Below are 16,545 nucleotides of genomic sequence, written 5' to 3'. Positions count from 1 at the left end.
TTTTTTATGGTAATGTACACTAATTAAGTTTGTTAAACGTTAAGTGTTTTAGAACCATTTAACAGTATATTACTATTTATTTATGAAAAAACAACATTATAGATGCCAAAAATGGCTTGGGCTCTTGTTTTTTCTTGCCTTTTCTATGTTAGCGAATGCACAAGAAAAACCAGGAGGAACGAGTTTGGAGGTAGAGCTTTGGTTAAAAGCTGAAAACGTACCTGCTGCAGATAGTACTTACGTTTACCAATGGCAGGATGCTTCTGGTAAGGGTAGAAGTTTTGCACAAAACGGTACGCAACCTGTTCCTGTTTTGTTTTTTGATGGGATGAATTATTATCCTAGGTTACATCTTTCAGAAAATAATACAAAATTGATAGGTCCAACTAATATTATGGATAATACTAAAGAGTATTATATATATCATGTTTCTAAAAGTAATGCAACAACAACAGCTGCTGTTTTATCTTTTAATGAAGAGTTAAACAATAGTTATGGTTGGCGAGGTTTAACTACCCATCCTTGGTTGTATTCTGGAGGAGATAGAGATGCTACTTTGGGAATTGGTAAACCATATAGCATTAATTCAGCATTTACTCCTAATCAGAGTAGCACGAATACTTATTTGTATGTAGATGGGGTAAAGAATGTATTTACCAATACAGGTAGAGTTTTTAGTACATCTTCAACCAATAGAATGATTATTGGTAATACAAATACAGGTACATCCTGGCCTTTTTATGGCGATATTAATGAAATTATAGTTTTATCAGCACCAAAGGGTACTGGTGCACCTAATGATGCAGACGTTTTAAAAGTTAATTCGTATTTAGCATTAAAGTACGGTACAACCTTAAAAAGTTTAGATGGGGCATCTGTTTCTAACTATTTAGCATCAGATAATTCTGTTTTTTGGAATGCATCTGCTAATACAGCATATAATACAAATGTTTTTGGATTAGGACGTGATGACGCATCAGGACTGAATCAAAAACAAGCTGAAAGTATTAAAGAGCCCGGAATAACTGTTTTTATTGATGAGTTAAGTTATTTAAATAATGCTAATAATGGCGTTATTACAACAGATAAAAGCTTTTTATTGCTTGGTTCAAATGGTCAGGGGGGAGATATGGATTATGTCTATCCAGAAAATACAACTTATTTGAATGGTAATTTACCATCACCAGTTAACAAACGCTCTTTAAAAATTTTACGTGCACAAAATACCAATGGATTTGGTACTGTAAATTTTAAATTAAGCAGACAAATGCGCCAAGTACAATTTGTATTGGTATCAACAACCGAAGATTTTATACCAGGAACAACTCGCTTTTATCCGGTTGAAGATGGTATTGTTGCTAATGTTGCAATAAACGATGGTGACTTTGTAGGTTTTGGCTTACAAAGGGGAAGTTTTGCAACTAATAATATTAAAGCGGAATTATGGTTAGATGCAACAAAAATTGATTTAGAAAATACTGAACATGTTGATATTTGGTATGATGTATCTGGTAATGTCCATGATTTTGTAAAAAATGGAACTAATGACATCCCCGTTTTTGATATACAAGGAGGAATGAACTTTAATCCAAAAGTTGACTTTTCTGAATCTAACGGAACAAAATTGGTAGGAAAAGATGTTTTAGTTGATGCAAATAGATCTTACTACGTATTTACAGTTTCTAGAACAGAAGCTAATGGAAATCAAACAGTTTTTTCATTAAGAAATACAACAGTTGGATCAACCGGTTGGCGTGGAACCCCTGCGCATCCATGGGTTTATAGTGGATCTGATAGAGATGGTAATAATAATGGTAAACTTTTTGGAATCAATGTTGGTTACTTTCCAAATAAAACAACAAGTGAAGCGGCGGTTTTCTCTTCAGGAATAAAACAGCTTTTCAACTCTGCTGATAATAGATTAAATGCAGGGACTAATATTCCAGTATTAGGAGCCAGAGATACAGGTAGTGCATATTCTTTAAATGGTTATGTTAGCGAGGTTTTGGTGTATTCAACTCCTCATACAGAAAGTTTAGATGATAATTTTGTACATCGAATCAATTCGTATTTAGCTATTAAATATGGTATAACATTGCTTCCTGAAGATAATAATGCAGCAACTGGTGTTGAGTATTTAGCATCAGACGGATCTGTTATTTGGCACGGAAAAACAATAAAAACTCATAATCAGCATATTTTTGGTTTAGGACGAGATAGCGGTTCTGGTTTATATCAAAAACAAGCAACAAACTACGAGTACAATTCAGTAATTGCTTATTTGGGTAATTTAGAAGAAGCAAATTTAAATAATAACTCAGTTGTTGCTGACAATAACTTTTTACTATTTGGATCTAATGGCTTAATAGGCGGAGAAACATACAGCCAATTAGCTAATACTACTTATGCGAACGGAACAACAATTACTAAAGACATTTTTGAACGTTATAAACGTACCTTACGTGTAAATAAAACAGGAACTGGAATAGGGCCTATAAATTTAAAATTAGCTAACGATTTGGCTGCTGTGCCATATATTTTAGTTTCAAGTTCAGAAGCTTTTGATCCAGGAGCTACTAGATTATATCCTGTAGTTAACGGTGTGGCTAAAGACGTTGAGTTAAATGATAACGATTATATTGGATTTGTATTAGATAGAAAATCACCCGGCGGATCGCAGTTTGATGTTGAGCTTTGGTTAAAAGCCGAAGATATTGCATTGAATGATGGGGCTAACTTAAATTTATGGTTCGATCAGTCGCTGTATTCTAGAGATTTTAAGAAAAATGGGATAGTTAGTTCACCAAAGTTTTTTGTGAATGATGGATTGAATTTTTATCCAAGGGTGCTTATAAACAGAAACTCACTTATAAATGATACAAACTTAACTCAGGCTAATAAAGAGTATTATATATATCATGTTTCTACAAATCATTCTGAAGCTAATACAACGGGTGTTTTATTTACATTTAATAGAGGTACATGGAATAATAGTTACGGTTGGAGTAATCAATCTCCATGGTTATACAGTAACGGAGATCATAACACAATAGCGTTTGGCAACAAAACTACAGCTGTTAGTGCGGCATTTAACCCAAACAAAACAGGTGCAGGATTTAACTCTTACCTTTATGCTAATGGTAAATTAGATGTTTTTGCAAATGCTTCTAGAGTTAGTGCTACAGCTGGCCAAATGGTTTTTGGAGACCAAAATGGATCAGGTACATATTATCCTTTTAATGGAGATGTAAGTGAGGTAATTGTACTTTCTGCTCCACTTGGTACGGGAAGTCCAAGTGCTACTGATGTACAAAAAGTAAATTCGTATTTGTCATTAAAGTACGGAATTACTTTATTTGCTGAAGATGGTTTAAACACTTCTACTTATCTAGCTTCAGATAATACTGTTATCTGGGATGCAACTGCAAATACAGGATATAATAATAACGTTTTCGGTATTGGTCGTGATGATTTATCTGGTTTAAACCAGAAACAGAGTAGAAGTTATAACGACGGAAGAATTACTGCATATATCGGTAATTTTGAAAACTTAAATCGTGATAACCTTGGTTCAATAGCTTCAGACAAAAGTTTTTTACTTTTTGGTAACAATAATGGAAAAGGTTTTGAAAAGTACGAATATGAGGTTGATGCACAATTTGCTAATGCAAAAATAACAGAGCGCATCAATGCAAGACACAGATACACATTAAAAGCACAAAATACTAATAATTTTGAAGCCATCAATATGGCTGTTAATATTGGAGCTATGTATGTTCTTGTCTCTTCTGATCCAACTTTTGCACCACAAAGTACTAATGTATATCCTGTTTCTGAAGAAAATATTGTTGAAAATTTACAAATCAACTCTGGCGATTATGTTGGTTTTGCTACCTATGCTGTAGGGCCAGGTGGCGTTATTGATGGCTTAAGTGTTTGGTTAGTTGCTAATACTGAGAACATTGATTTAGCAGGAAATAAAAATGTTAATGTATGGCGTGATGTTTCTCCATTCGGAAAGGATTATTCTTACGATGCAGTTCAACTTAACGGAAAACAGTATCCTCAATACATTGATTGTAGCCCGTTAATGAACTTTAGACCAGCTGTTGAGTTTTCTCAATCATCGTATTTAGCAATTTATGGAGATTTGCGTAATCCCGCACCAATGGCAGTAAATACTCCTGATGAGTTTACTACTTTTACCGTTTACAATTCATACGAATCTGGTGGTACAAGGTATTATACGCACGGTTTTGGTGGTGTTGTTCCAAACTCTGCTATTACTCGTTATCCAGCTATGGGCTTTTACCCACCTAACGGCGCAGGAAGATTGCGTAATGATGGAGCAGGAGAAACTAATGTTAATGGAGATACACCTGGATTTGAAAGAGGGGCAACTGCTTTTCAAATGATTAATACAAAAAGTGGTACCAGAACAATTCGAGGTACTGCAACTCACGATTTTGGGCAAACTTCAGATGTTGCAGATGGAGGATTTAACTTTGGTACCGGATTTAGATTAGCTAGTGGTGGAACCATCGGAGGAGCAAGTATTAATGATGCATCTTTTAAAGGTTTATTAAGTGAAGTGTTTTTCTTTGACCGTACATTAACCAGTGCAGAACAAGAGGCTATACGTTCTTATGTTGGATCAAAGTATGCAATTACTCTTAAGAACGTTAATGGAACAGATAATTTCGACTATAAACTTTCTGACGGTAGGATTGTATGGAATGGAACCGATGCTAAAAATGTACCTTTCCATCATAATGTGGCAGGTTTAATACGTGATGATAATGCTGGGTTACATATTAATATAGCTCGTTCTACAGATAAAGAATCAATTGTAACCATGTTTGCTGGTGATCAAGTTTGTAATGATAATCAATCGGCTTTAACAAATGATTTTAGTGCTTTATTTTGGGGTAATAATAACAAGCCTCTAAATGAATCAATAAATTATGATCCTAATGATCAAACAATATGTGGTGAAATTAGTAGTAAAATTGAAAGAGTATGGATGGTGGAAAAAACAAACTTACCAACCCAAAAAGTTACTCTTAGAGCAGGTGGTGCTGACTTTTTATATCAAGGCGATGGTTTTGAAGTATTTTTATTAGTTGCTGATACACCTGATAAATTACAAAGTAATCAGTGGGATCAAATTATTCCAGGAAGTTTTGTAAATGGAGAACATCAATTTACATATACATTTACTGATAAGTACACCTATTTTACATTTGCCGCAAAAAATATACCAGGTATTTGTGAAAGTTGTGAATTTACTGGTACTAAAAAACTTGATTTTAGACGTGTAAATTGGCCAACCCCAGGAGAAAAAAGTAGATCGATTGATTTAGGAGATGATTTCATGGTAAATGTTAATGTTACAGATGCATCTAATGTTTTACGTAACAGATATCCACGTACCGGATCTTCAAATACTTTACGCCTTGATAGAGGTGGAATTGCAGCTGTAACAACCAATATTAATTTTACCAATGCAACTAACGAACCTATTTCTGCATCAACAACTTTCGAAATTTTTAATATTGACAGAACGGGTGCTTACAATTTAGACGACGTTATTGTAAAAGGCTATTGTGGTACTGGGGCAATAACACCTAAAGTATCTTATGTTTATGGTAGATTCCCTGATAGAAGTAGTTATAGTAGTAGTACATCAAACGCAACTCAAGCTCATGGTAAAGCAAAAGCGAGAGGAGAACGTTATTCTGGTGGAGTGGGGTATACCAATCAAAGAGGACGTATGTTGATTCATTTTGATCAGCCAGTTGAACGTATTGAAATTACTTATGCAGTTGATGGCCCAACAAATAATTACACTAAACGTATTGGTATTGGCCCAATGGAACTTACTTGTGTTAAAGTTGCTCCATTACCAGAGCCAAATGATGAAGGGTTAATTTTTACAAAACAAGGTACTCAAGAATTAGAGTTGTGTGAAGATGTTAGTTATGTTTTCCAAATCATTAATACAAATTGTGGTATTAAGCCGGTAAACTTTTCAGACCAGCTTCCTGCAGGTATGTATTGGGATCCAAATTCATTAATTATTGATTCAGATGCTATAAGCGAAAATGATATTTTATTTAATGGAGGCAAAGTTGATTTGCAAAACATTCAGGTTCCTGGTGGCGCACAATCTTTTGTATTTAGATTAACAGCAAAATTTGAAGATACGGCAACAGCTGGCAATTATATTAATACATCAAGCATTACTTATGATCGTATTGCAAATGGCCCAGAAACATTGCCAAGTACAGACAGATTTACAGGGTTACCAGAAACGGTTACCGTAGCAACAAGTAATTCTGCAAGACCAGAAGGTTTAGATACAACTTTAAGAGCAGATTCAAGCTGTTTTAATTTAGACCAAACATTAGAGTTTACGTTAACGCTAAACAACAAAAACGCATTTGCATTAACAAATACTTTAATAGGTTTTGATTTTGATCAGGAAGGGTTTAGTTTAGTACCTGGTTCAATTTCTGCTACCGGAATAACATTAAATACAGCATTGACTGATGAGTTGTTAAGTTATGAAGGCTTAGTAATACCAGCTGGAGTAAGTACAATTAAGTTTAAAATAAAGGCATCGGCAAGTAAAGCAGATTTTGATATTGATGCATTAACTACCGATCCTACTGATCAAATTATTGCTTATGATGTATTTATTGATAGTGATGATATTTGTATAGCAAACCTGTCACAATCTGGTGAATTAATTTTACCATATTGTACATATTGTACAAAACCACCTATGACTCCAACAGGAAATGTTTTTAAACCATCATCAGTAGGGATAAGTTTATTGCCTGTAAACGGAATACAAGAATTTAATAACTGGCCAACAAGTGTTCCAAACGGATACTTGGTAATAAACTCAACTAAAAATGCCTTTGTACTTACAAGAACTACTCCTGATAAAATTGCAAATCCAATAGAAGGAATGGTGATTTATAATACAAATGAAAATTGTTTAAGTTTATTTAATGGTACAACATGGGTTTGTATACAACGAGATTGTGCCCTTTAAAAAAATAGAATTATGAAATATTCACTAATAGTATTAATAAGTATATTTTCCTACCTAAGTGCTTCTGCCCAAATAGGAATAGGAAAATTGGTTACCAACGAAAGCGTTATCTTAGATTTTGATGATAAACAGGGGGACAACTTAAAAGGAATTGTTTTACCAATTGCTAACATTGATGCAGCCTCTGTAAATTACGTAGATGGTTCACTTTTAGTAGATCGTCAAGATAAAAAGGTAAAAGTATTAGTTGGCGGTCAATGGTTATCTTTAACAGACGAAGGTTCTTTTGATGAGGTTTTGGTTCAAGGGGTTGTAGCAACCACACCAGCTTTGTTTATGGACGGTGTTGAAAATCCTGCAAACAAAATAATTTTGGGCGATCAATCCTCAACAGCACCTGGTGTTGTAGTTTTAGAATCCGAAACAAAAGCTTTGGTTTTACCTAAAGTTGCTAGTCCGCATAAAACAATGGAAAAGCCCGTTGCCGGAACTATTTGTTACGATACAGATAACAAAATGATAGCAATTTTTGATGGTGTAGTTTGGAGCCATTGGAAATAAAATTAAAAACTCCTTGAGAATTTATTTCTCAAGGAGTTTTTTTTATAAAAGAAAAACGCTTCATATTTCTTTCTATACATTCGCGTACTTAAATTAACAATATTAGATGATAATTAATCTTCCTTGTAAAAAAGGATTTGATTTATATTCCAAATAATAAAATTTATAATATAAAAACAAAAAAAACTCCATGACTTTGTCATGGAGTTTTTTATTAATTAACTGATCCGCCTAAAGCTTTAAACAGTAAAATGTTTGTTTGTGTATTTTTTAATTGAATTTCAACCAAATCTAATTGAGATTGAAGTTGATTTTTTTGCGAATTAATAATTTCTAAATAATTTGCATATCCGGTTAAATACAAATCATTAGCTACACCAACTGCACGTTGTAAATACGTAACTTCTTCTTTTTTCAGATTTAAAACCTTGTCATAAATTTCAATGTGCTTTAGCAATTCAGAAAGTTCGTTATACGCATTTGTAACGCTTTTTTGGTAGTTTAAAAATGCAATTTCCTGATCGGCTTTGGCAACTTTAAATTGGTATCTAATTTGTCCTTTATTAAATACTGGCATCATTAAGTTTCCTAACAAATTGGTAGCTAACGATGCTGGTTTAAAAAACGTTTCGGTATTAAACGAGTTTTGACCGATTGATGCGCTAATTTCTATTTTAGGAAAAAAGGCTGCACGAGCTGCTTTAGAATCTGCCTGCGAAGCTTCAAAGTTATAAAAACTTTCTGCTACATCTGGTCGGTTATGAATAACCGTTTCAGCAGGAATGTTTTGATTCAATATTTCTAAATAATTTGTAGATAACTTAGTTCCGCGCTCAATCGTACCGTTGTATTCACCAATTAAAGATGATAATGCTTTTTCAACAGAAATTACCTCAATACGGATGCGTTCAATCTCAGCTAATAAATTATTCCCTTGTGCGTTAAATTGCTGTACTGCCAATTCGTTTGCTTTACCTGCAACACGTTGTGCCGTAATAATTTCGTGCGCACGTTCTTGAATTTTATAGTTTTCTTCGTAAATATTTAATTTTTTATCTAACGCTACCAATTGGTAATATAAGTTAGCAATATTTGTAAAAATTAAAGTCTGTGTTAGTTTAATACCTTCAGTAGTTGCAAAATAACGTTTTTTTGCCGCTAATTTCTGATTTCTAACTTTTCCCCAAGCAAAAATTTCCCAAGATGTTTGTGCTCCTAACCAATAATTTGGAGTAAAATCACGATTGATTTTTTGTTGCTCAGTAATGTTTTGAGACAAGTTGGTATCATAATTACCCACGCCATCCATGGTATATTTACCGTAATGTGTTCCAGAAGCCGATGCACCGATTTCTAACGATGGTAAATTAGATAACTTGGCTTTGGTTAAAAACGCATTCGCTATTTGAATGCGTTGTTGTGTAATTTGATAATCAGGATTTGCTACAACAGCTTTGTTAAATAAATTAACTAAATGTGGATCTTCAAAATAGCTTTTAAGTGATAAGCTTTCGAAAACATTTTCACCCTGAATTGTATCATTATCTACGGTTGTAGGTACTGCTTTTAACTGTTGTTTGTTTGCCACATTGGGCGCTGAACACGAAACAATGGTAGTAGCAATTAATCCGATATAAAATAATTTAGAACTAGTTTGTTTCATTGTATTTTTTATTTTCAAGTTTAGCAAAAATGATATATAATCCTGGAATTATAATCAATCCAAATAATGTTCCGATTAACATTCCACCTGCTGCCGCAACACCGATGGAACGGTTACCAACAGCGCCTGCACCTGTTGCCATACATAACGGAATTAATCCGGCAATGAAAGCAAAGGATGTCATTAAAATCGGACGTAAACGTTCGCGTGCTCCTTCAATCGCAGCAGAAACAATATCTAAACCTTCTTTTTGTCTTGCTAAAGCAAATTCTACAATCAAAATGGCGTTTTTAGAGAGCAACCCAACGAGCATAACCATGGCAACTTGTGCGTAAATGTTGTTGTCTAACCCAGCCAATAATAAAGATAAATAAGCACCAAATACTCCAATTGGTAATGGTAATAATACCGGAATTGGTAAAATAAAACTTTCGTATTGTACTGCTAATAATAAGTAAACAAATACCAATACTAACCCGAAAATATAAACGGTTTGGTTACCTGATAAAATTTCTTCACGTGTCATTCCTGACCATTCTATACTAAATCCGCGAGGTAATTTTTCGGCAGCTACTCGCTCAATAGCAGCAATAGCTTCACCCGAACTGTAACCTTCTGCCGGTTCACCATTAATCATGGCTGACATATACATGTTGTAACGCGTTAAAACCTCAGGTCCATAAACACGTTCTAAACTTGCAAAAGTTGATAAAGGTACCATTTCACCTTTGTCATTTTTTAAATAAAAGTTTAGTAAGCTTTCTGGATTTTCTCTGAACTCAGGACCTGCTTGTACCATAACTTTATACATTTGCGAGAAACGAATAAAGTTTGTTGCGTAGTAAGAACCTAACATGGTTTGTAAGGTTGACATGGCATTATCAACAGAAATTCCTTTTTTCGCAGCCATATCGTAATCAATATGTATTAAATATTGCGGATACGTTGCATCAAAAGATGAAAAGTTGTTTTGTAATTCTGGCGCTTCATTTAAAGCCTGAATAAATTCTTTATTTACTCGGTCGGTATTAGTAATACTTCCTTTAGTACGGTCTAATAAACGTAATTCATATCCACTGGTGTTACCAAAACCAGGTACTGTTGGTGGAGCAAAATATTCAATTTGAGCGTCAGAAATATTTTTTGATTTTTCATTTAAGATTTTAATTAAATCGTTCACGCTTATATCGCGTTCCCCAAAATCTTTCATGTTAATCATTCCCATACCGTATGATGCACCAGCAATTTCTGTTACAATGCTGTAACCTGCTAAAGTTGTAATACTTTCTACCGCATCAATAGAATCGGTTATTTTCGTAATTTCATCTAAAACTTTTTCGGTTCTTTCAACAGTAGCTCCTTGTGGTGTTGTTACGTTTACATAAACCATTCCTTGGTCTTCTAACGGAATAAATCCGGTTGGAAGAATTTTTGAAGCAATGGTAGCTAAACCAACAAACAATACTAAAACACCAATTGTGAAAGATTTTTTTGTTGAAAATTTAGATAGGAATGCAGTGTATTTGTTTGTAAGCTTATCAAAACCACTATTAAAACGTTCAAAGAAACGGTCTAAGAAATTCTTTTTGTCATTTTCTTTGTGTTCGTGCGGTTTTAAAATAATAGCACATAGGGCAGGGGTTAACGTTAATGCGTTAATACCTGAAATCATGATACTGAAAGCCAGCGTTAAAGAGAATTGGCGATAAAATACACCAACTGGTCCATCTAAGAATGCTACCGGAATAAATACCGCTGCCATTACAATGGTTATGGCTAAAATTGCACCGGCAATTTCTTTAGCTGCTGCCAATGTTGCTTGTAAAGCATTTAAACCTTCGGCCATTTTAACGTGGACGGCCTCAACCACAACAATGGCGTCGTCGACCACAATTCCAATGGCTAGTACCATAGCGAAAAGGGTTAATAAGTTGATTGAGAACCCAAACATTTGCATAAAGAAAAATGCTCCGATTAACGATACGGGTACCGCTAAAATAGGAATTAATGTTGAGCGCCAATCTTGTAAGAATAAAAATACTACAATAGCAACTAAAATAAACGCTTCTATTAAAGTTACTAATACTGCAGAAATAGATGCTTCTAAGAAACGAGAAACGTCATAAGCTAAGCTATATTCCACGCCTGGAGGGAAAGATGTTTCTTTCAATTCAGCCATTTTATCTTTAACAGCAGCAATTACGTCAGATGCGTTAGAACCTGGTCTTTGCTTCATCATGATTGATGCTGATGGGCGTCCGTCTGTTTTAGAAACCATTCCGTAGCTCATTGCGCCAAATTCGATTTTAGCAATATCTTTTAGTTTTAAGATTGTTCCATCAACATCTGCTTTAATCGGAATTTCTTCGTATTGTTGAGGTTCAAAAAACTTACCCGAATATTTAATCACATATTGTAATTGGCTTGATGTTTTTCCTGATGATTCACCAACTTTACCTGGTGCAGCAGCAATGTTTTGTTTTTGTAAGGCCTGAACAACTTCGTCTGCAGATACGTTGTAAGCTCCCATTTTATAAGGATCTAACCACACGCGCATAGAATATTCTTTTTGCCCCATAATTTCAGCACGACCTACACCATCAATACGTTTTAATTCTTGTAAAATGTTGATATCTGTAAAGTTAAAAATAAACTGTTCGTCCTGATCTTCGTTCGTACTTGTAATATTCAAGTACATTAACATACTGTTTACCTCTTTTTCTGCCGTAACCCCGGCACGAATAACTTCTTCCGGTAATTCGTCTAATACGGTGGTTACACGGTTTTGTACGTTAATGGCTGCTACGTCTGGATCGGTACCTACTTCAAAGAAAACCTGAATTAAGGTTACTCCATCATTAGAAGTTACTGTTGACATGTATGTCATACCAGGAACACCGTTAATAGCACGTTCTAAAGGTAATGCAACTGCATCGGTCGAAACTTCGGCATTTGCACCTGTATATTTAGCTTGTACCAATACAGAAGGTGGTACAATATCTGGGAATTGTGTAATTGGGAGATTAAAAATAGCTAAAAGCCCCAAAAGCACAAAAAATATTGAGATTACGAGCGAAAGTACTTTTCGTCGAATAAACATTTCTACCATGAGAAAATTTTAATTTGGAGTTTTTATATTTATTTTATTGATCTAGTAGCGATTACATCACCGTCACGTAAAGATTGAGTTCCTTCGTAAATAACTACATCGTTTGGTTTGATTCCATCGGTAATGATATAAGCATCCGAAAGGGTTGCACCAATGGTAATAGGTGTCATTTTAACTTTATTCTCTTTATCTACAACAAAAACATACGTTTTGTCTTGAATTGAGAATGTAGATTTTTGTGGAATTAAAATAGCATTTTCCTGTTTGTCAGAAATAATTAATCTACCCGAAGTACCGTGTTTAATAAAGCTATCTGGGTTAGGAAACGCAACTTTATATTGAATTGCACCTGTTGTATTGTCAATTTCTCCTTCTGCTGTTTGTAGGGTACCATCGTGGTTATATACTGCGCCGTTTGGTAAAACAAGTTCAATTTTTTGATGTGCACCCATTTTGTTATTCGACATCAATTCGAAATATAAGTTTTCTGGAATTGAAAAATATGCGTAAACTTCACTTAAGTTAGAAATTGTAGTTAACAAAGTTCCTTCTGCTACTACACTTCCTTCTTTGTAAGGAATACGGTCAATTACTCCGTCAAAAGGAGAAACAATATTAGTGAAACCAATTTTTTGTAAAACAGCTTTACGTGCCGCATCAGCATGTGCTAACCTTGCCTGTGCAGCTGCTAGTTTTGCTTTTGCCATTTCTAATTCATTGTCAGCTACAACATTTTTATCAAATAAGATTTGTAACTGATTCACTTCAACTTTGGCAATGCGAACATCAGCTTCAGCTTGTTGAAAGGTTGCATTAGCTTTTAATAGAACCATTTGTAACTCGGCATCGTTAATTTTAAATAACTTTTGCCCTTTTTTTACAAATTGTCCTTCATTAACATAAATGTGCTCTAAAAAACCAGGAACACGGTTGTTAATTTCTACGTTTTTTTTAGCTTGAATATCAGCAACGAACTGATTGCTAACAATAGTATCTTGTTGAACTATTGAAATTACAGGGTATTCTTTCTGTTCAGTTGTTTGGTTTTCATTTTTGCTTGAACAAGAAAATGCTGTAGCAGCAAGTGCTACAAAAAAGATACTTTTTATATTTTTTTGGATCATTTTTTTAAATAATAGTATTGAAATTAAGTGTTATTTGTAATAAATAGTTTCAATTTAGTATAATTTAAAAAGATGGAGGAAGTTTATTTCTTCATGCGTTTTATAAAAAAGCAATAAAAAATACTCAGAAATTTCCTTAGCGTGAAGGTTAGAAATTACTAAACCAGATGAAGTTGGGGATTGGTTTAAAAGTTTAGTAAAGGCGTCTTGTTTGGTAACACAAGAACGCCTTATATTTTGTATCACATCGTTTTCTGGTGCTTCTGTAAAATCAGCACTGAAATTAGGAACAATAATATGTGTGGTTTCTTGTTCTGGAAAAAGTACAGCAATTTCTTCTTTTGCTATTAATGAGGTAACAGACAAAAAAGTAATTATTATATAAATGATGTACTTTAAACTTTTCAAAACAAGAATAATTAGTGTAACAATCTAAGTTGCAAATATATAATTTTATTATTTATTTACTAAAGAAAGCCGATGTAATGTGTTTATTTTGTGATTTTTTTAATTTTTTAATGCTTTAACGTTAAAAAATTAATATTGTTCGGAACTATTTGGAAAATCTTGCGTTTTAACATCATCAACATATTGTCCAATAGCTTTAGACATATCGTCGTAAAGGTTTAAGTAGCGTCTTAAAAACTTAGGACTAAATTCATTATTCATACCCACCATATCGTGTAATACCAAAACTTGTCCGTCAACACCGCCACCAGCACCGATACCGATTATTGGAATATTAACTTCCTTAGCAACACGTTCAGCAAGTTTAGCCGGAATTTTTTCTAAAACAATACCAAAACATCCAATACGTTCAAGCATTTTTGCATCTTCAATTAATTTTTCTGCCTCTGCATCTTCTTTAGCTCTTACAGTATAGGTTCCAAATTTATAAATTGATTGTGGGGTTAAGCCTAAATGTCCCATTACTGGGATACCAGCACCTAATATTTTTTTAATGCCATCCTTAATCTCGCTTCCGCCTTCCAATTTTAAAGCATGAGCACCGCTTTCTTTCATTACGCGAATGGCAGAATTTAAAGCTTTTTTTGAATCTGATTGATATGTTCCAAATGGTAAATCTACCACAACTAATGCTCTTTTAGCTCCGCGAACTACGCATGAGGCATGATAAATCATTTGATCTAGAGTAATAGGCAAAGTAGTTTCATGACCTGCCATTACGTTACTTGCAGAATCTCCAACTAAAATTACATCAACCCCTGCAGAGTCAACAATTTTAGCCATGGTATAATCATAGGCAGTTAGCATAGAGATTTTTTCTCCGTTCGCTTTCATGTCAATTAGTGATTTTGTTGTCACTACTTTGTAATCTTTTTTTGCTACAGACATTTGGAAATAGTTTTATACTTGTCGTAAAGTTATGTAAATTTTATTATTTGAAAATTAATTCGATACTAATTGATGTTAAAAAAACCCAAAAAGACGTTCTTTTTGGGTTTTTTAGTATATTATTAACAGTCGGAAAGATTAACGGCCACAGCCAATCCACCTTCTGATGTTTCTTTGTATTTATTGTTCATATCCTTGGCTGTCATCCACATGGTATTTACTACCTTATCTAAAGGAACTTTTGCATTTCTCGGATCTGTTTCTAAGGCTAATTCTGCCGCATTTATAGCTTTTATAGCGCCCATGGTATTGCGCTCAATACAAGGAATTTGTACTAAACCACCGATTGGATCACAAGTTAAACCTAAATGATGCTCCATAGCAATTTCGGCAGCAATTAAAACTTGCTCCGGACAACCACCCATTAATTCGCAAAGTGCTGCTGCTGCCATAGCAGAAGAAACGCCAATTTCGGCTTGACAACCACCCATAGCTGCAGAAATAGTTGCTCCTTTTTTAAAGATACTGCCAATTTCGCCAGCAACTAATAAAAACTGTTTTATTTCTTTTTCGGTTGCTTGATGATTTTCGATTACTAAATAATACATCAATACCGCAGGAATAACACCCGCACTACCATTTGTTGGAGCTGTTACCACACGTCCTAAAGATGCGTTTACCTCGTTTACTGCTAAAGCAAAACAGCTTACCCATTTTAAAATTTGTCTAAACTTAACTTCAGTTTTTCTAATGGTATGTACCCAATCTTTCATGCCGTCATATGGTAAAACACCAATTAACGATTTGTGCATGTCGTACGCACGGCGTCTAACATTTAATCCGCCTGGTAAGGTTCCTTCGGTGTGGCAACCAATGTAAATACATTCTAACATGGTATTCCACACGCGCATTAATTCTTTATCAATTTCCTCAGCGCTACGCAATGAAAGTTCATTTTCGTATACAATTTCAGAAACTTTTTTGTTGTTTGATAAACAGTATTTTAATAGTTCGTCTGCCTTGTCAATTGGATAAGGAAATTCTCTTTTAGCAGCCGAATTAGATGCTGAGTTGTCTTGATCTTCTTTAATAACAAATCCACCGCCAATACTGTAAAAATACGATTCGTAAATTTCGCCTGTGGTATATGCAGTAAAGCGCAATCCGTTGGCATGAAATGGTAAAAAGTTTTTATTAAAAATAATATCGGTTTCGGGATCAAAACTTACAATATGATCGTTACCTAGGTATAATTCTTTTTTTGTTTTAATGGCTGATATGATTATATCAATGCTTTCTACCGGAATATATTCCGGATCAGCACCGCTTAATCCCAGCATAACAGCTAAATCGGTAGCGTGACCAATTCCTGTTAAAGAAAGAGAACCGTATAAATCGATTTGAATTTTGTTAGTTTTAGTTAACAAATCGCGTTCTCTTAGTTCACGAATAAAAACTTCAGCTGCTCTCCACGGGCCTAAAGTATGAGAACTAGATGGACCTATGCCAATTTTAAGCATATCAAAAACAGAGATGCATTCCATTTTACTATAATTTGAGATTGTTGTTATAAACAAATATAGTGGGTTGTTGGCTAATTTCAAATAATTTTTACTTTTTGTTTAGAATATATGCTTTGTGTTAAAAATTAGATTTAAAATTTATATAG

8 protein-coding genes are annotated in these 16,545 nt (G+C 34.1%); 2 read left to right on the top strand and 6 right to left on the bottom strand.

Annotated elements, in window-relative coordinates; translation table 11 throughout:
- The first annotated feature begins 82 nt into the window (after positions 1–82).
- On the top strand, positions 83–7,063 hold the full coding sequence (locus tag K5I29_RS05520; protein ID WP_264434903.1) for a hypothetical protein: 6,981 nt from the start codon (positions 83–85) through the stop codon (positions 7,061–7,063).
- Positions 7,064–7,075: 12 nt separating this feature from the next.
- On the top strand, positions 7,076–7,624 hold the full coding sequence (locus K5I29_RS05515; protein ID WP_264434902.1) for a hypothetical protein: 549 nt from the start codon (positions 7,076–7,078) through the stop codon (positions 7,622–7,624).
- 214 nt (positions 7,625–7,838) lie between these two features.
- On the opposite strand, the gene K5I29_RS05510 is transcribed toward K5I29_RS05515, so the two are convergent.
- The 6 genes from K5I29_RS05510 to K5I29_RS05485 all read right to left on the bottom strand — a co-directional run bounded on the left by K5I29_RS05510 (position 7,839) and on the right by K5I29_RS05485 (position 16,420).
- On the bottom strand, positions 7,839–9,287 hold the full coding sequence (locus K5I29_RS05510; RefSeq protein ID WP_264434901.1) for a TolC family protein: 1,449 nt from the start codon (positions 9,285–9,287) through the stop codon (positions 7,839–7,841).
- Positions 9,274–12,396: an efflux RND transporter permease subunit gene (locus tag K5I29_RS05505; RefSeq protein ID WP_264434900.1), complete on the bottom strand. Its 3,123-nt coding sequence runs from the start codon at positions 12,394–12,396 to the stop codon at positions 9,274–9,276. Before K5I29_RS05505 ends, K5I29_RS05510 begins: the two co-directional genes overlap by 14 nt.
- A gap of 29 nt (positions 12,397–12,425) precedes the next feature.
- Positions 12,426–13,520: an efflux RND transporter periplasmic adaptor subunit gene (locus K5I29_RS05500; RefSeq protein WP_264434899.1), complete on the bottom strand. Its 1,095-nt coding sequence runs from the start codon at positions 13,518–13,520 to the stop codon at positions 12,426–12,428.
- 54 nt (positions 13,521–13,574) lie between these two features.
- A complete protein-coding gene (locus K5I29_RS05495) occupies positions 13,575–13,886 on the bottom strand; it encodes a hypothetical protein (RefSeq protein WP_264434898.1) in 312 nt (103 codons plus the stop codon).
- A 171-nt stretch (positions 13,887–14,057) separates the two neighbouring features.
- On the bottom strand, positions 14,058–14,876 hold the full coding sequence (panB, locus tag K5I29_RS05490) for a 3-methyl-2-oxobutanoate hydroxymethyltransferase (protein WP_264434897.1): 819 nt from the start codon (positions 14,874–14,876) through the stop codon (positions 14,058–14,060).
- A 122-nt stretch (positions 14,877–14,998) separates the two neighbouring features.
- Positions 14,999–16,420 carry an L-serine ammonia-lyase gene (locus K5I29_RS05485; RefSeq protein WP_264434896.1) on the bottom strand — a complete coding sequence of 474 codons (1,422 nt, stop codon included), beginning with the start codon at positions 16,418–16,420 and terminating at the stop codon, positions 14,999–15,001.
- Positions 16,421–16,545: the final 125 nt, after the last annotated feature.

It is taken from the genome of Flavobacterium agricola (assembly GCF_025919725.1).
GTDB lineage: Bacteria > Bacteroidota > Bacteroidia > Flavobacteriales > Flavobacteriaceae > Flavobacterium > Flavobacterium agricola.
This window is presented reverse-complemented; position numbering and strand designations above follow the sequence as displayed.